The sequence below is a fragment of the Arthrobacter sp. FX8 genome (assembly GCF_026723805.1).
Classification (GTDB): Bacteria; Actinomycetota; Actinomycetes; order Actinomycetales; family Micrococcaceae; genus Arthrobacter.
The window spans coordinates 1374863-1391272 of the sequence record NZ_CP113505.1 but is presented as its reverse complement, the minus strand read 5'-3'; the positions used below and the strand labels follow the sequence as shown (position 1 = coordinate 1391272).

Genomic DNA, 16410 nt, shown 5'->3' with positions numbered 1-16410 from the left:
GCGGAGTGTCATCGGATGGATGGCCGCGGGACGCGGCCGCACGGGGCATGTGGTGTCCGGCCGGGAACTGACCCTCCTTAACGAGGGCCGCGTGGAACTGCTGGGCCGCATCATGAGCGGCAGCAACGCCACCTTCCTGGTGGAGGTTTCCTGCGCGGATGAGTCCGCCTGGGCGGTCTACAAGCCCGAAGCCGGGGAACGGCCGCTCGCGGATTTCGACGCCGGCCTGTACCGCCGGGAACGCGCAGCCTATCTGCTCAGCGAAGCACTGGGGTGGGGCATCGTTCCGCCAACAGTTGTCCGATCGGACGCGCCGCTTGGGGTGGGCTCCCTGCAGTGGTTCGTCGAAGGGGACCTCGAGGAGCACTACTTCACCCTCTACGCCGACTCGCCCGGGACCCACGCCGCGTTGGCCCGGATCGCCCTGTTCGACTACGTGGCAAACAATACGGACCGGAAGAGTGGGCACGTACTGCGCAGCACTGACGGCCACATCTGGGGAATCGACCACGGCCTGTGTTTCTCTGCCGCGTTCAAGCTGCGCACCGTGATCTGGGACTTCGCCGGCGACCCCATTCCGGACGACTTGCTTGAGGACATCAGTCCCCTGGCCACCACGGTGCCTGCCGATGTGGCCGGGCTCCTCGACCACGCCGAAGTGGCAGCCCTCCGGCGGCGCGTCCAGCGCCTGCTTCAGGACAAGGTACTTCCCGTTGACCACACGGGCATGCGCTACCCGTGGCCCTTGATCTGAGTCAGCTGCGCCGGGAAATCCCGGTCCGGCCGGCGCTCACTGGGCCTCCGGACGGCCTTGCGCTGCGGCCGCGGCCGGGGCCGCCTGCTCCAGGTAGGCGCCGATGTGCTCCAGCAGGTAATGCTGTCCCAGCACCGTGGGGTGGTCGCCGTCCGGGCCGATGAGGTCGTCAAAATCGTCGCTGATCCAGCCCTCGGCGATGGGGTCCACGAACTCCCCGCCTGCCTGCCGGGCAGCGGCCCTTAGCTGGTCGCTGATGTCCACGAGGGCGGGGTCCGGGGTTGCAGAGTACGACGGCGGCCCCACCACGATGATCTTCGCTTCCGGGGCAAGGGCTTCCGCACGGTCCATCGCGGCCAGGGCGGCGCCGCCAACGTCTGCGGGCGCAAAGCCAAGGTCATTCTCTGAACCGAAAAAGACCACGATGCCGGTGTCCGGTGTCACGAAGTCTTCGACCTCGGTGCCGAAAGTTCCGTCAAGATCACCTGTGCTGAGGTAGCCGCTGCCATTCTCGGCGGCGTTGACAACCTCCAGGCCGGCGCCCAGCGGGTCCTTGCGCATCAATGCCGGCCACGCCTGCTGCGGCGAAGTGCCGTGACCGGTGCTCAGCGAGTCCCCCACTACCACTACGCGGACCGGCGCGGCGGCGGCCGGGGGCTGGGTGGGGGCCGTACTCCCTGAGGTTATGGCCAGGACCAGGCCAACTGCTCCCGCCGCTATCACGCGGCCGGGATGCCGGTACACAGGATGTCCCTGAAGCAGCACGCCGTGGTGCATCGGTCCACCTCCTGCCAGCAAATCGTCGCGGGCCGGAGGCGGCTGCGCGCCGCCAATCCGTCCCCTGTCCGTATCCCATCGTAGGCAATGGTGGGAATACTGTAGGGCCAAGGTGACCAGGATCAAAGGATGCACAGCGACTGCACAGGAACTTTAGGGGCATTAGGTATCCCTGGGCTTGGGCCGCATCCGCCATATGCGGCTGCCTGCGGCTACTCTTTTACCCGTGCAGCAGCAAACCGCGGGGTGGGACCCCGCAACCAGCCTTTCCGAGCAGGCACCCGGCGTGTATTTCGCTGAAGGGCCGGCGTCCAACTGGATAGTGGTGCGGGACGGCACGGGATTCATCCTCATTGACAGCGGATATCCCGATGACCGCCGCCATGTCATCGCGTCGCTGCGCCATCTGGGCCTGGAACCTGCGGACGCCCTTGCCCTGCTGGTCACGCACGGCCACGTGGACCATACCGGCTCCGCGGCATTCTTTTCCGAGTCCTTCGGGACCCCTGTCCTGTGCGCTCCCGCGGAGTTGGCGCATGTGCAGGGGAAGGAGAAGCACCAAGTCACCCTGGGCCAGGTCCTCAGGCGAGCGTGGCGGCCGCGTGTGTTCCGCTGGATGGTGCACGCCATCAGGGCCGGCGCGCTGGCGGCCAGGCCCGCGACGCAGGCGGAGGCCTGGGACGACGCCACACTCAAAGCCCTGCCGGGCAGCCCTGTTGCCATCTCCGTGCCCGGGCATACGCCCGGCAATGCAGCAATCCTTCTTCCGGCTGCGGGTGCCATCGCCGTTGGAGATTCGTTTGTCAGCGGCCACCCGCTCAGCCGGACGTCCGGTCCGCAGATGCTGCACGCGATGTATCACTCAGACCGGGCCGCGGCGCTGGCCTCCGTGCGGACCCTGGCCGGCGTTGATGCCCCGGTTGTCCTGCCCGGCCACGGGCCGGCCCTGCGCATCCAGCTGGACGAAGCGGTAGCCGGCCTGGTCAGCCAGGCCGGCTCGGCAAGTCCGGGCGGGCGCCGTAAGTAAGGCCGCATCCGGGCATCCCGGTCCCGGAAGGGGCCCAGGGGCACAAGCTAGAACTTTCCGTACCGTGCCCGGGCCATGGAGTACACCCCGTAACAGATGAGCCCTGCGGCGATGGCGCCCAGCAGGAACACCCCATAAGGCTGCGAGCCCAGGGTCTTCAGCCCGCCGTCCAGGCCGGAGGACTTGGAAGGGTCGGCAGTTGCGGCCGCCACGATGATCAGCACGCCAACGACGGCGAGCACCACGCCTTTGGCTGCGTAACCGACTGTTCCGAGCCACTTGACGGCGGTCCGGGCGTTGCCCGGGTCCTGCAGGTCCTTCATGAACTTCCGGGTGATGCCGCGGTAGGCGTAATAGACGCCGGCGCCGATGATTGCCAGCCCCACCGCTATCACAAGAACCACGCCTGCGGGCGCTCCCATGAGCTTTGCCGTGAAGTCACTGGCGGACTGGCTGGAGTTCTTGCTGCCCCCGGAGGCGAAGACGGCGAAGGTGAAGGCAAGGAAACCGAAGACCACGGCCTTTCCCCCGGCGCTGGCGGCAGCCTTCAGCTTCTTCTTGGAGTCTGTCTCGGAGCGCGCCCCAATAAACGCCTCACTGAGCATCCACAGGGCAAGCGCAGCGCAGGCCACCGCCCCGACCCACAGCAGGATGCCGCCGCCGGGCTTGGAAGCCAGGGATCCGATCGCCCCGGACTGGTCGGCTTCACCACCCTGGCCCCGGTCCACCTGCAAGGCGATGGCTCCGATCAGGATGTGGACCAAACCGATGAAGACAAATCCGGCACGGGCCAGAATACGGACCGCGGGGCTGCGGCTCGCCGACGCGGCCTCGGATACTGCCTTGTTCGCTCCCTGCGACGCGTTGCCCATGGCCGGCCCTTCCTCAATATGTAGTTGGTCTTCTGTCCCCGCTCGGCGTCCCCCGCCTGCCTGCGTCACGGAATGCTTTAGTGTAAATCCGTCCGCGCTGTCCTGACAGGTCCCCTCAAGTTCCGGCCAGGCACGGTTGGCCACTACAGTCGAAGCGGTGCATGCCAAACAGAACGCTGAGCAACTGACCTCGCTGGACCTCCCGGGTTTTACGGCCGACCAGGCCGAAGACGGCTTCGTCCGGGTGCGGGGCGCCCGGGAGAACAACCTGCGCAACGTCAGCGTGGATGTGCCGCGGGATGCCATTGTGGCGTTCACTGGAGTATCGGGCTCCGGCAAGTCGTCCCTGGCCTTTGGCACGATCTACGCCGAGGCACAGCGCCGGTTCTTCGAGTCCGTCGCGCCATATGCCCGCCGGCTCATCCAGCAGGGCCACAACCCCAAGGTGGAGCAGATCACCGGGCTGCCGCCCGCCGTCGCCCTCCAGCAGCGCCGGGGCACAGCCACTTCCCGGTCCACGGCAGGGACCGTCACCACGCTCTCCAATTCGCTGCGCATGCTGTTCTCCCGCGCCGGCAGCTATCCCGCCGGAGCTCCCCGTTGGACTCGGACGCTTTCTCCCCCAACACCGCGGCAGGCGCCTGCCCGGAATGCCATGGCCTTGGCACCGCCCACACCGTCACTGAAGCATCACTGGTTCCGGATCCGTCACTGAGCATCCGCGACGGCGCGATCGCCGCCTGGCCCGGCGCCTGGCAGGGCAAGAACCTGCGGGACATCCTGGCCCACCTGGGCTACGACGTCGACACCCCTGGCGGGAACTGCCGAAAAAGGACCGCGACTGGATCCTGTTCACCGAGGAACAGCCCGTGGTGGAAGTGACGCCGCAGCGGGACCGCGTGGCCAAGCCGTACAAGGGCCGGTTCTGGAGCGCCCGGAGCTACGTGATGCACACACTGCTCGATTCCAAGAGCCCCGCCATGCGGGAGAAGGTGCTGCGCTTCATGGAAACCGGACCGTGCCCGCGGTGCGGCGGAACGGGGCTTCGGCCCGAGGCCCTTGCGGTGACCTTCGCCGGGCACACCATCGCCGGGCTCAATGCCGTGCCCATGACCGAACTGGCGGAGATCATCCGCCCCACCACCCTGCTGGCCACGGCGGGGACGGCATCGCGGAAGCAGTCATCCGAATCCAACGAAGTGGCCGTGGCCATCACCCGGGACCTGCTGCAGCGCATCGGCGTGCTGTTGGATCTTGGCCTGGGCTACCTGGCGCTGGGCCGGGCCACGCCAACGCTCTCGCCGGGCGAGATGCAGCGGCTCCGGATTGCCACCCAGCTCCGGTCCGGGCTGTTCGGGGTGATCTATGTGCTGGACGAACCGTCGGCCGGCCTGCACCCCGCCGACGCCGAACCCCTCCTGGCTGTCCTGGACCGGTTGAAATCGTCCGGAAACTCCGTGTTCGTGGTGGAACACAACATGGATGTGGTCCGGCGCGCCGACTGGCTGGTGGATGTTGGTCCCCGGGCGGGCGAAGACGGCGGGCAGGTGCTCTACAGCGGGCCCGTTGATGGCCTCGACGCCGTGGCAGGGTCGGTGACCCGGCCGTTCCTGTTCCCAAACGGTTCAGCAGGGTCAATGGACGACGGCGGCGCCGCCAGGGGTGCGCCGCGGAAACCCTCCGGGTGGCTGGACCTGCGCGGCATCAACCGGCACAACCTGCGGAACCTGGACGTGGCCTTTCCGCTTGGTGTCCTGACAGCCGTCACCGGCGTATCCGGCTCGGGAAAGTCCACCCTGGTCAGCAAGGTCCTGGCGGACGTCGCCGGCACGTCCGGGCAAGCCGGCGACGACAACCTTGAACCAGGTGACGAGCCCGGCGCGGACCGTGACGAAGAGGGTGTGGGCAGTGTGGGGCGGGTGTCCGGGCTGGATCGGATCGACCGCACGGTAAAGGTGGACCAGAAGCCGATCGGCCGCACGCCCCGCTCCAACCTGGCAACATATACAGGCCTCTTCGATGCCGTCCGCAAGGAGTTCGCTGCCACCGGCGCTGCCAGGAGCCTGGGTTTCGGGCCCGGACGTTTTTCCTTCAACGTGGCCGGCGGACGGTGTGAAACATGCCAGGGCGAGGGCTTCGTCGCGGTGGAGCTGCTCTTCCTCCCCGGCAGCTACGGTCCGTGCCCCGAATGCAACGGCTCGCGCTACAACCCCGAAACCCTGGAGGTCACCTACCAGGGCAGGACCATTGCGGACGTGCTGGGAATGACGGTCAATGCCGCCGCCGGTTTCCTGGTGGGGGTTCCCGCCGCCGCGCGGTCCCTGCAGACACTCCAGGAAGTGGGCCTGGGCTACCTTCGCCTGGGCCAGCCCGCCACCGAGCTGTCCGGTGGTGAGGCGCAGCGCATCAAGCTGGCCACCGAGCTGCAGCGCGCCCGCCGCGGCCACACGCTGTACCTGCTGGACGAGCCCACCACGGGACTGCATCCGGCCGATGTCGAACTCCTGATGGCGCAGCTCAACCGCCTGGTGGACGCCGGCAACACCGTGATCGTGGTGGAACACGCCATGGATGTGGTTGCGGCCGCGGACTGGGTAATGGACCTGGGACCGTCCGGAGGCGACGCCGGCGGGAAGCTCGTCGCCGCCGGCCACCCCGCCGCCGTCGCACGTTCAGCCAACAGCCGCACAGCGCCCTACCTGGCAGCCGCGCTCCGGGACCGGAAGGCCGGGGACGGAACGGTAGCGGGCAACGCCCTTGCCCCGGACCGCGCAGAGGCGTAGGACGGAGGAATGCGTTCCCGGCCGGCCATGCCCCCTCACACTGTGCTCCAAGGCAGGGTGGCGGTGGTGACCGGCTCCAGCCGCGGGCTGGGGCTTGCCATGGCCCGGGTGCTGGGCCTGCATGGCGCGGTGGTGGTGCTGGCATCCAGATCGGACGACGGCGTTGCTGCCGCCGTCGGGCGTCTGCGCCTGGAAGGCATCGCGGCGGACGGAAGGCGCTGCGACACCGGCGACCCGGCGGACGTTGACGCACTCCGGGACATGGCCCTCAGCCGTGGGACGCTGGACATCTGGGTCAACAACGCCGGCACGTCGGGGGTCTACGGACCGACGGCATCGACGCCCGTGGATGACTTCACACGGGTGGTGCGGACCAACATCCTGGGCACGTTCCACGGCGCCAGGGCGGCCCTGCCGGTGTTCCTGGAGCAAGGCCATGGTGACCTGGTGAACCTCTACGGCCAGGGTGACCGCGGACCCGTGGCGATGCAGAACGCCTACGCGTCGAGCAAACGGTGGGTCCGCCAGTTCACGGAGACGCTGAGGCTGGAAACCAAAGGTACGGGGGTCCGGGTGCACGGCATGAATCCCGGCCTTGTGGAGACGGCCCTCCTGGGAAAGGTCACGTCGCAGGCCGGGTACGAACATCGTCTCGGGGCACTGCAGGTGGTGGTTGGCCTGTGGGGGCAGAGCGCCGACCAGGCCGCACAGCCAATCCTGGACCTTGTGACGTCCGACAAAGCGGAATACCGGTTCCTGACCAGGAGGCGGCTGGTGACCCACGGGCTGCACAACATCCTGGCCGGCCGCCTGCGGCGGACAAACAGGATGCCCCTGGAGGTCACCGTGGTGGACACAGACCGGGAGCCGTGACAGGGCCGCTCCCCTCCCCGTTCCGCGCCCGCGCGCCGTTAGGGAACCGAGACCTTGCCAATACAGGCTTGTGACGCGGAACACACTATGCTCGACAGCACCATCGGGATCGCGGGAAGAGGCACCATGAGCATCGACACTGAGGTTGGGTCCATCCACAGCACCGGGGATGCAGCGCTGGTCACCGCGGCAGCGAATGCCATCACCACAGCCGTTGCCACCGCCATGCAAAGCGTCCTGGAACGTCACGCAGCCTACAACTGGGTCTGGACCGACGAAATCCGCTGCCGGGGGTGCGGAGCCAGCCTGCCAATACCGTACCTTTCCAGCACACGGGCCAATGCCGACCTCGTCTTCGAGGCCCACCGGTCCGCGGAAGTCGGAACCCTCCTGGCCACGGGTTCGGAGTCCCCGAACCGCCGCTGACCGGTCGCAGCGGCACCCACGGACCGGCACTCTCCTGCCGGACGCCTGGCCGCACCCTTCCGGCATCTGCCAGGCGCCGCCGTCGTACGCCCTTCATCGTTGCTGCAGGCAAATATCGGCCCGGCTCTGGACTCTTGACCGGGGCCCAACGAGACTGGCTACAACAGCTGGCCAGGCGCAGATTCCGAAGGGTCGGACAAATGGCCGGCTGCATTCATTGGGGTTTTACCGTGAAGCGATTTTCGCGGCATTGAAAGGACCTGGCCATGCCGGACTTTGCACCGTTCTTCCCGTTAATTTCCACTGTTTTGGGCGTACTTGTTGCCATTGCCTTCATTTGGGTGGCGACGAAGCTCATGTGGAAGGTGGCTGAACCCAACGAGGCCCTGATCATCTCCGGACTGACCCGGGGAACCCTTGAGACCCGGGCCGGAATGGACTTCAAGATTGTGACCGGCAAAGGCGCCCTGGTCCTTCCCGGCCTCCAGACGGTGCGGACCCTGTCGCTGACACTGAACGAAACCGAGCTCAAGGTTTCCTGCGTGACGTCACAGGGTATCCAGGTCATTGTGGAGGGCGTCGTCATTTACAAAATAGGTGACGCACCGCCATTCATTGCAAATGCGGCCCGCCGCTTCCTGGGCCAGCAACCCAAAATGGAAAGCCAGGTCTACAACGTCTTTGAGGGCCACCTCCGCTCCATTATCGGCAGCATGACCGTGGAGGAGATTATCCGCGAACGGGACAAGCTTGGGTCCCAGGTCCGCAGCGCCAGCGGAGTGGAGATGGAGAAGCTGGGCCTGGTGGTGGATTCCCTGCAGATCAAGGACCTGCAGGACCCTACCGGCTACATCCAGAACATCGCCAAGCCGCATATTGCCCAGGTGAAGATGGAGGCCCGGATTGCCGAGGCCACCCGCAACCGGGAGGCGGCAGAGAAGGAAGCGGAAGCTGCGGCCCTGATCGCGGACGCGCAGAGCGTTTCGGCGATCCGGCAGTCCGTGGCGCAGGCCAACGCGGAACGCGCCAGGGCCAACGCAGCCCAGGCCGGCCCGCTCGCCGAGGCCACGGCCCGGCAGCAGGTGGTGGTCCAGGAAACCGAAGTCGCCAAGCTTGAGGCGGACCGTGAGGAGCAGAAGCTGCAGACGAGTATCCGCAAACCCGCTGATGCGAAGGCCTACGCCAAACGCACCGATGCTGAAGGCCAGAAGGCGGCGGATATCAGCGCTGCGGAGGCGCTGGCACGCCGCACCGAGCTCGAGGCGCAGGCGAACGCGCGGCGTACGGAACTCCAGGCCCAGGCGAATGCCACCGCAGCCGCCGCCGCAGCAGGAGCAACCAAGGTCACCGGCGAGGCTGAAGCCGCCGCCACCAGGGCCAAAGGCGACGCCGCGGCGTCCGCCATCAAGGCCAAGGCACTGGCCGAAGCGGACGGCATCAAGGCCCGGGCCGAAGCGCTGGGCACCAACCAGGACGCGGTCATCTCCCAGCAGCTTGCCGAAAACATGCCCGCCATCATCGCCGCTGCAGCCGAGCCTTTCTCCCACGTGGGCAACATGACCGTCCTCAACGGCGGCGAAGGCGTCAACAAGATGCTGGGCGGCATCCTGGCACAGGCGGGCGACTACCTGCCTGCCCTCGCATCAGCGCTCCGGAAGGGCGAAGACACCAAGCGTCCGCTGAAGGCTCCCGGTGCATAGGCCCGCCCATGCGCAAGGACGTTGACCGGAGCCTGACGGGGAAGATCGGCCGGGTGACCGGGCGCATCGGCCCGGGCACCATCGGGGAAGTCATGCTGCCCTACCTCGGCGGCATCATGGCGTTCCACGCCCACCCGTTCGACAAAACCAGCGACTTCCCGGTGGGCAGCGAGGTGCTGGTGATCTACTACGAGCCGCCGCAAACGGTGTATGTGGACGAGCTGCCGGACGTGCTGAAGCACGCGGAGTAGGTCCTTTCACCGTGCCCTCGTTCGCGGTGTAGCTACCGCCCGCCCTCCATTTTCCGGCTGCGCTGTTCCTCAGCCATGGGTCCGTAGGGATAAACGCCGGCCTCTGGCTGGCTGGCCTGGGTAAGCCGGTCCACTTCATCGGCACTGAGCTGCAGTTCGGCGGCGGCGAGGTTGTCAGCGAGCTGTTCCGTGGTCCGCGCCCCCAGAATCACCGAGGTAACAGCCGGGCGGTCCGCCAGCCAGGCCAGGGCCACCTGGGACGGGCTCACGCCGTGGGCGTCGGCGATGTCCTGGACGGTGTCGATGACAGCCCACGTGCGCGGGTTGTCGTTGCGCGCCTGCCACGCCTCCATGCCGCGTTTGGGGTTTTCCCCCAGGCGGGTTGCACCGGTAGGCTGCTGGTCGCGCTTGTACTTGCCCGAGAGCCAGCCTCCGCCCAGGGGCGACCACGGCAGCAGGCCGATTCCTGCGTCGAGGGCTGCCGGAACGATCTCGAATTCGATGTCGCGGACCAGCAGGCTGTACTGGGGTTGCAGACTGACGGGCGGGTTCCATCCCAGGTTGCGTGCAACGTGGACAGCCTTGGTCAGTTGCCAGCCAAGGAAGTTCGAGAAACCGTAGTAGGCGATTTTGCCGCGGCTCACAGCGTCGTCCAGGAAGCGGAGGGTTTCCTCCAGCGGGGTGATCGGGTCCCAAGCATGCATCTGGTACAGGTCGATCTGCTCCACGCCCAACCGGCGGAGGGAATCATCAAGGGCGCGGGTCAGGCGCCGCCGTGAGGTTCCGACGTCGTTTGGTGCCGTCCCCATGGGAAAGCGCCCCTTCGTGGCGATCACCGCCCTGTCCCTCACGTCGGGGCGCTTGGCCAGCCAGCGGCCGATGACTTCTTCGGACACTCCCGCACTGTAGACGTCCGCGGTGTCGATGAAGTTGCCGCCCGCGTCGAAATAGCTGTCAAGGATGGCATGGGATGTCTCCTCCGTCGCCTCCGCGCCGAAGGTCATGGTTCCCAGTGCGTAACTGGTGACCACGGCGCCGCTGTGGCCAAGGGTTCGATGCTGCATGGCTTCTCCTCGTATTCAGTGGTTATGGGGCGGAAAGTGGCGGGCAGCCGCGTCCCTGGTGGTGGTGCGGATCCGGTACAGGCTTGTGGTTGCCGTGATGTAGAGGTCCTGGCCGTCGGAACCGCCAAAGCACAGGTTCGAGACCGTCTCGGGCACTGGGAGGGTGTCCAGGAGTTCGAAGGACGGTGAGTAGACCCTTATGGATGGGCCGGCGGAGGTCCAGATCCTGCCTTCGACGTCCACCCTGAGGCCGTCGGCCGGGTGGCCGTCCTCAAGCTCGAGCGTCCCTGTCCTGGCGCTGCAGCGTCCCTCATGGACGATGTACGTTGCGATCCGCAGGGGAACGCCATAGCGGGAACCGGCCGTATCCGCGACGTAAAGAACGGACTCGTCGGGCGAGAAGGCAAGCCCGTTGGGGTGCACCAGGTCGGTGATTTCGGCCGTCATCGATCCGGAATCCGGCTCGAAGCGGAAGACATTGCAGCCACCATATTCCTGCTCACCCTCGTGGCCTTCCCTTGTCCCCGGCAGAATTCCATAGGGCGGGTCCGTGAACCAGATGCTTCCATCGCGGGCGATGACCACGTCATTGGGTGAGTTCAGCCGGTGACCCTCGAAGGAATCCACCAGGCCCGTCACTATGCCTTCGCGGTCGCGCTCCACCCGGCGCTGCCCGTGGCTGCACTGGACCACGCTGCCGTCGGCGTCGAGGGTGCGGCCGTTGGTGAACTCGACGCCCACCGCGTAGTCCCGGGTGGCCCCGGTGGCGGGATTGAACTCGAGGATGCGGTTGTTCGGGATGTCGCTCCACCGCACGGTTTTCGAGGACGGCACCCACACGGGGCCCTCTGCCCAGACCGAACCCGTGAAAAGGCACTCGAGCCGGGCCGTGGTTAGTTCGTCAGCCAATGGAGCTCCTTTGCGTTCCAGGTACCTGCCGCCGGCTTGCCGGCAAGGGGACGGCGTCCCGGCCCGGGGGCCACGGATCCCACAGGCCCGAACTTACCCTAGCCCTGTCGTTGGGTCTGCGGGACGCGCAGGCTGCCGTACCTTTCCATCCGGTGCCACCGAAGGTGCACTCCGGCCACTGCTGTGACGACGGCCTGGATGACCACCAGGTACATGAGCTGCCGGTAGACGAACTGCTGCAGGGGAAGCGTCCAAAGCGGGCCGAGCCGTTCCCTGTCGAGCCGGAACGCGTAAGCAGCCATAAGGAATTGAACCGCCAGGAACACGAGCCACAGCACCCCGATCCGCAGGGGGTCAAGGAAGATCAGGCCGTACAGGGCAAAGACATCGACGACGGGCGCGAAGAGGGGAAGCAGTACCTGGAGGACAAACAGGTAGCCGAGCCCGCGCCGGCCGAGCTTCCCGGCCGCGCCTTTTTGCAGCACAGCCCCCCGGTGCTTCCACATAGCCTGGAGGGTGCCGTAGCACCAGCGGTACCGCTGGCGCCACAGGGCGCCGAGGGTTGCGGGCGCCTCCGTCCAGGCCCTGGCATCCTCCTGGTACACCACGCGCCAGCCGTCCCGGCACAGTGCCATGGTCAGGTCGGTGTCCTCAGCGAGCGTGTCATCGCTGACACCGCCGACGTTGCGGAGGGCCTCGATCCGGAAGGCCCCAATTGCCCCGGGAACGGTGGGCATGCATTCGGCGACGTCGAACAGCCTGCGGTCGAGGTTGAACCCGACAACATACTCGATGTGCTGCCACGCACCCAGGATGCCTCCCCGGTTGGCCACCTTGGTGTTGCCGGAGATCGCCCCCACGCGGGGGTCCGCGAAGGGCTGGATGAGGGCGCGGACTGTATCCGGTTCGAAAACGGTGTCACCGTCCACCATGACAACAAGGTCGTGGCCCGCGGCCTGGATTCCGGCGTTCAGGGCGGACGGTTTGCCGCCGTTCTCCTTGCGGATGACGGTCACGCCGGGCAGGCCGAGAGCCTCCACGATGTCGGCGGTCCCGTCGGTGGAGCCGTCGTCCACCACGATGACTTCCACCGGATGCGTGGAGGCAAGGATGGACCGGACCGCGGCTTCAATTCCGGCGGACTCGTTGTAGGCGGGGACAATCACCGTCACCGGTTCGATGACCGCCGGCCCCACCATCACGTCGACGCGGCGCCTGCCCCGACCAGGCGTGGGGAGGCGCCGCGCTGCGCGGCTGTGGCGGGCAGCGAAGAACATCACCAGGACGGCGCGCACGAAAGTCACGGCGCCGGCGGCAACGAGTCCCCACGAGATGGCCGTGACGACGAAGTCGCTGAGGCGGATGCCCCACACGAACGCAGAGCCGCGAACCTGTTCCACGCTGGATGCGGGGCGCATGCTGTCAATGCCCACCGCATCCCCGACCGTGGTGACGCGGTACCCCTGCTCCGAGAATCGGGAGAGGGCGGAGTCCAGCGCGGCGACGGACTGTTCCCTGTCGCCGCCGCCGTCATGCATGAGAACCACCTGCCCCTGCGGCCCGGACGGCGTGAGATTGTCCTCGATCGCTCCGGCGCCCGGCGTTTGCCAGTCCTTGCTGTCCATGCTGCTCAGCACGGTGAGGTATCCCTCATCCGCCAGCCCCCGCAGCGCGGACCACATGCTGTCCGTAATGGCCCCATTGCCGGCGGTGTAGGGCGGCCGCAGCAGGGACGCGGCCTGGCCGGTGACGCCCACAATCGCGTCCTGTCCGCCCTGCACCTCAAGTTCCCGGCGCCAGTCGGGAGCTGGGCCGAGGTCCGTGTGCGTCAGCGTGTGGACCCCCACTTCATGGCCTTCGGCCACGATGCGGCGCAAAAGATCCGGGTTGTCCACCGCTGCGGAGCCCACGACGAAGAAGGTCGCATGGACATGGTGTTCCCGGAGGACGTCGAGGATGCGGGGCGTCCACAGGGGGTCAGGGCCGTCGTCGAACGTCAGGGCGACCGTCCGGTCCGGCGGCCTGACGGACGTTACGGTCCCGCCACGGGAATCCAGCACCGGGCCACCGTGGGAAACGGCATCCGGGACATTCCCGGCGGCCTGGTTCACGGGCACCTGGTCCACGCCGGCACCGCCCAGGTGGTGCAGGTATCCCTGCACCGCCAAAGCCAGCCCCAGCGCCATCAAGGTGGCCAGGAGGACGAACCAATGGGCCCTGACATTCGCGGGCACATTGCTCTTTGCGTTTCTGGTGCCCTTGTTCCGGAGGGTCATGTTACTGGCGGGAAGGGGCCGACGGCCGCGTTGCCTGGCCCGGTGCAACACCGCTGGACCCCGGCGCAACACCGCTGGTACCCGGGGCCGTCCCGCTGGAGCCGGGGGCGGTTCCAGCGGCACCGGGGGCCGTCCCGCTCAGTCCGGGTTGAGTGGACGCAGCAGGAACCGGAGCAGCAACAGGGGCGGAAGTCGCGACGGCGGTACCGCCCACCGGGGGTGCGGCCGGTGCGGCGGCCAGGGCCACCGGCACTGCCGCCGGGGACTGCTCAACGGGCGGAGCGGCGGGGCCGGACAAGGCTGCGGCAGTGTGGGAATCAGCCGCTGGTGAAGACGGCGGAATTGACGGCTGGTCGTGGGGGCCTGCCGCGGCGGGCAGGGGCAGGAAGGGCGCGGAGACCCCGGAGCCGCCAATGAACGCGGCAAGCACCAGGACGACGTATCCGGCCACCAGCCCGAGAACCCCCAGGCCAATCAGCTGGACCCGCCGGAGGCGCCGTCCTGAGGCATCAACAAAAACGGGTCCGCGCGGGGAACCTGCGGGCAGCTGATCGGAAGTCTTCTCAGGGGCTTTCATCGAGCGTCAACCTTAGGGGACCCGGATTGGCTACCACAAAACCCGGGCCCCCGGCCCCTGGCCAACGGCGGGGTGGAAATCCAGGGGCGGGCCGTCACCATTCCACCCCGGCGCCGGCAAAGGCGGGCACCACTTTGGCCGGTCAAAACGAAAACGGCGTTCGAGTGCCACAACCATGGCATTGGTGTCGGATAGAATGCCCTCTCGGCGAGTCCCACTCGCCTCGATACCCGCTAAAGGGCGGAGGTTGACAGCAGAATACAAGGGGAAGCAATGAGGCATGCCGCGGCTAAGGTCCGGGCGCACGGCACCAACGGCTCCGGGGCCAGACGGGACATCCAGGGCCTCCGCGCACTGGCCGTTGGGATCGTCGTCATCTACCATCTTCGGCCTGAAGCCCTCCCGGGCGGGTTCGTAGGAGTCGACGTGTTCTTCGTCGTCTCGGGCTTCCTCATCATCGGCTCCCTTGCCAGGGAAGCGTCAAAGAACGCGTCAATCTCCGTCCCCGAGTTCTACGCACGGCGCATCCGCCGCCTCTTTCCGGCGTCGGCCGTTGTTTTGGTTGCAGTCCTGGCCGGGGCAATGCTGCTGCTTGCCCAAAGCCGCTGGCAGAACATCTCCTCCGATGTCCTGTTCTCGCTGCTCCAGGTACAAAACTGGCATCAGGCCCTGTCCGCAGTCTCATACGCCGGCGCAACGCAGGAAGTGTCTCCCCTTCAGCACTTCTGGTCCCTTGCCGTCGAGGAGCAGTTCTACCTCGTCATCCCGTTCTTCTTCCTTGGCCTGATCTCCGCGGCGCTCGCCACAGGCAAGCCGCCCGGCCGCTTCATCGTCCCGGCGTTGTCCGTGACTGCCCTGGCGTCGTTCGTCTACAGCATCTACCTGAGCGACCATGAACACACCATCGCGTACTTTGCCACGACGACGAGGATCTGGGAACTCGCCGTCGGCGGGCTCGCCGCTCTCCAGCCGGCACTGCCGAAACCGTCCGGCCGGCTTGCAGCGGTCAGCGGGTGGCTGGGCGTCTCTGCCATCGTCGTCCCCGCTTTTCTCTTCAGTACTGACATTGCCTTCCCCGGCAGCATCGCCGCCATTCCAGTACTCGGGACCGCCATCCTCTTGCGCACTGGCCCTCCAGCAGCAGCCGTTCCGTGGTCCGCTTCCAGGTTCCTTGCCATCCGGCCCATGACGCTCGTCGGAGACGTGTCGTATTCCCTGTATCTGTGGCACTGGCCCGTCATCGTTTTCGCTGTCGCGCTGTTGGGCCGCACGCCACGCATCAGGGAAGCGCTGCTTCTCGCCCTGCTCAGTCTTGTCCTCGCCGTAGCCTCCTACCACCTGGTGGAACAGCGCTTCCGGCACCGCTCAGGGCATGCTGGCTGGAGCGTGTACCGCCGGACTTACGCGATGGCGCTGTGCGGCGCGATGGTGGTGTCCGTTGCAGCGTGGGCGCCGTGGCAGGTAATTGAGATTAAGCGCGCACAACTGTCGACCGAACTGTCGGACCACGATTACCCCGGCGCCCAGGCGTGGTCCACCCGCCCCGCGCCGGTACCTGCCGGCCTCCCCATCCGCCCTGATCCCTCGGTCGCCATGCAGGATGTACCTGCCACCAGCGCCGGCGCCTGCGGCGTTTACGACCCCGCAGTGGTGCCTGACACTGATTGCTGGTTCGGTTCGGTGGCACAGCAGGATGCGCCTGTTGTTGTGGTTGTCGGGGATTCACACGCCGGCCAGTTTGTTGACCCCCTCATTGCCGTATCCCGGAAGATCCCGCTGAGAATCCACGCCCTGGTGCGGAACGGCTGCCCGTTTGCCTTGACTCCGCCGCGGTCCGAGACCACCCTCTACGCCAACTGTTCGAACCAAAATTCCATAACAGCCGAAAGAATCGCAGCAGGAAAACCGGACCTCGTCCTGGTTGCCGGGATGCGCGAGTCCGGTTACAAAAAGGCTCTTGGGTGGTCCTGGGCGCCGGATGCCCCGCTTGTCGAGGGTTATGTTCAGACCCTTTCCCGGCTGCGTGCTGCGGGACTGCGGGTCGCGGTCGTCGCGGACCTGCCGTATCCACAGGGCAACCCGGTGGAATGCATTCAAAAGTATGCCGACCACGGCGCTTGC

General features: G+C 66.9%; 14 protein-coding genes and 1 pseudogene. 9 read left to right on the top strand and 6 right to left on the bottom strand.

The window, feature by feature from the left end; translation table 11 throughout:
* The first annotated feature begins 19 nt into the window (after window positions 1-19).
* Window positions 20-754 carry an SCO1664 family protein gene (locus tag OUO20_RS06270; RefSeq protein WP_268003105.1) on the top strand — a complete coding sequence of 245 codons (735 nt, stop codon included), beginning with the start codon at window positions 20-22 and terminating at the stop codon, window positions 752-754.
* A 36-nt stretch (window positions 755-790) separates the two neighbouring features.
* Here the strand turns inward: OUO20_RS06270 and OUO20_RS06265 are convergent, their stop codons facing one another.
* Window positions 791-1531: an SGNH/GDSL hydrolase family protein gene (locus tag OUO20_RS06265; RefSeq protein ID WP_018770998.1), complete on the bottom strand. Its 741-nt coding sequence runs from the start codon at window positions 1529-1531 to the stop codon at window positions 791-793.
* A gap of 226 nt (window positions 1532-1757) precedes the next feature.
* On the opposite strand from OUO20_RS06265, the gene OUO20_RS06260 reads away from it, so the two are divergent.
* Window positions 1758-2558, top strand: coding sequence for an MBL fold metallo-hydrolase (locus OUO20_RS06260; protein WP_268003104.1), 801 nt, complete (start codon window positions 1758-1760; stop codon window positions 2556-2558).
* A 47-nt stretch (window positions 2559-2605) separates the two neighbouring features.
* On the opposite strand, the gene OUO20_RS06255 is transcribed toward OUO20_RS06260, so the two are convergent.
* Window positions 2606-3430, bottom strand: coding sequence for a DUF1206 domain-containing protein (locus OUO20_RS06255; RefSeq protein ID WP_018771000.1), 825 nt, complete (start codon window positions 3428-3430; stop codon window positions 2606-2608).
* A gap of 157 nt (window positions 3431-3587) precedes the next feature.
* Here OUO20_RS06255 and OUO20_RS21655 point away from each other — a divergent pair, with 157 nt between their 5' ends.
* From OUO20_RS21655 to OUO20_RS06230, 6 genes are all read left to right on the top strand, one after another.
* Complete coding sequence (locus OUO20_RS21655) at window positions 3588-4145, top strand: hypothetical protein (protein WP_442781117.1); 558 nt, start codon at window positions 3588-3590, stop codon at window positions 4143-4145.
* Window positions 4120-6213: an ABC transporter gene (locus OUO20_RS06250; protein WP_442781132.1), complete on the top strand. Its 2094-nt coding sequence runs from the start codon at window positions 4120-4122 to the stop codon at window positions 6211-6213. The genes OUO20_RS21655 and OUO20_RS06250 overlap by 26 nt, the downstream gene beginning before the upstream one ends.
* A gap of 27 nt (window positions 6214-6240) precedes the next feature.
* Complete coding sequence (locus OUO20_RS06245) at window positions 6241-7086, top strand: SDR family oxidoreductase (RefSeq protein WP_268003103.1); 846 nt, start codon at window positions 6241-6243, stop codon at window positions 7084-7086.
* Window positions 7087-7212: 126 nt separating this feature from the next.
* On the top strand, window positions 7213-7512 hold the full coding sequence (locus OUO20_RS06240) for a hypothetical protein (protein WP_043425306.1): 300 nt from the start codon (window positions 7213-7215) through the stop codon (window positions 7510-7512).
* 266 nt (window positions 7513-7778) lie between these two features.
* On the top strand, window positions 7779-9212 hold the full coding sequence (locus OUO20_RS06235; protein WP_268003102.1) for a flotillin family protein: 1434 nt from the start codon (window positions 7779-7781) through the stop codon (window positions 9210-9212).
* 8 nt (window positions 9213-9220) lie between these two features.
* A complete protein-coding gene (locus OUO20_RS06230; protein ID WP_056390165.1) occupies window positions 9221-9463 on the top strand; it encodes a hypothetical protein in 243 nt (80 codons plus the stop codon).
* Between the two features lie 32 nt (window positions 9464-9495).
* Here the strand turns inward: OUO20_RS06230 and OUO20_RS06225 are convergent, their stop codons facing one another.
* The 4 genes from OUO20_RS06225 to OUO20_RS06210 all read right to left on the bottom strand — a co-directional run bounded on the left by OUO20_RS06225 (window position 9496) and on the right by OUO20_RS06210 (window position 14289).
* Window positions 9496-10527 (bottom strand): aldo/keto reductase, encoded by a 1032-nt coding sequence (locus tag OUO20_RS06225; protein ID WP_268003101.1) that lies wholly within the window; start codon window positions 10525-10527, stop codon window positions 9496-9498.
* Between the two features lie 15 nt (window positions 10528-10542).
* Window positions 10543-11436, bottom strand: a complete 894-nt coding sequence (locus OUO20_RS06220; protein WP_268003100.1) for an SMP-30/gluconolactonase/LRE family protein — start codon at window positions 11434-11436, stop codon at window positions 10543-10545.
* A 98-nt stretch (window positions 11437-11534) separates the two neighbouring features.
* Window positions 11535-13670: a bifunctional polysaccharide deacetylase/glycosyltransferase family 2 protein gene (locus OUO20_RS06215; RefSeq protein ID WP_268003099.1), complete on the bottom strand. Its 2136-nt coding sequence runs from the start codon at window positions 13668-13670 to the stop codon at window positions 11535-11537.
* A 43-nt stretch (window positions 13671-13713) separates the two neighbouring features.
* Window positions 13714-14289, bottom strand: coding sequence for a hypothetical protein (locus tag OUO20_RS06210; protein ID WP_134165394.1), 576 nt, complete (start codon window positions 14287-14289; stop codon window positions 13714-13716).
* 273 nt (window positions 14290-14562) lie between these two features.
* Here OUO20_RS06210 and OUO20_RS06205 point away from each other — a divergent pair.
* A pseudogene (locus OUO20_RS06205) lies at window positions 14563-16344 on the top strand (acyltransferase family protein); the annotation flags it as partial.
* Between the last annotated feature and the right edge of the window lie 66 nt (window positions 16345-16410).

Excerpts from the sequence above, each read along its gene's own strand:
- OUO20_RS06270 (WP_268003105.1), top strand. The coding sequence starts at position 20 with ATGGCCGCGGGACGCGGCCGCACGGGGCATGTGGTGTCCGGCCGGGAA.
- OUO20_RS06265 (WP_018770998.1), bottom strand. The coding sequence starts at position 1,531 with ATGCACCACGGCGTGCTGCTTCAGGGACATCCTGTGTACCGGCATCCC.
- OUO20_RS06255 (WP_018771000.1), bottom strand. The coding sequence starts at position 3,430 with ATGGGCAACGCGTCGCAGGGAGCGAACAAGGCAGTATCCGAGGCCGCG.
- OUO20_RS06245 (WP_268003103.1), top strand. The coding sequence starts at position 6,241 with ATGCCCCCTCACACTGTGCTCCAAGGCAGGGTGGCGGTGGTGACCGGC.
- OUO20_RS06240 (WP_043425306.1), top strand. The coding sequence starts at position 7,213 with ATGAGCATCGACACTGAGGTTGGGTCCATCCACAGCACCGGGGATGCA.
- OUO20_RS06235 (WP_268003102.1), top strand. The coding sequence starts at position 7,779 with ATGCCGGACTTTGCACCGTTCTTCCCGTTAATTTCCACTGTTTTGGGC.
- OUO20_RS06230 (WP_056390165.1), top strand. The coding sequence starts at position 9,221 with ATGCGCAAGGACGTTGACCGGAGCCTGACGGGGAAGATCGGCCGGGTG.
- OUO20_RS06225 (WP_268003101.1), bottom strand. The coding sequence starts at position 10,527 with ATGCAGCATCGAACCCTTGGCCACAGCGGCGCCGTGGTCACCAGTTAC.
- OUO20_RS06210 (WP_134165394.1), bottom strand. The coding sequence starts at position 14,289 with ATGAAAGCCCCTGAGAAGACTTCCGATCAGCTGCCCGCAGGTTCCCCG.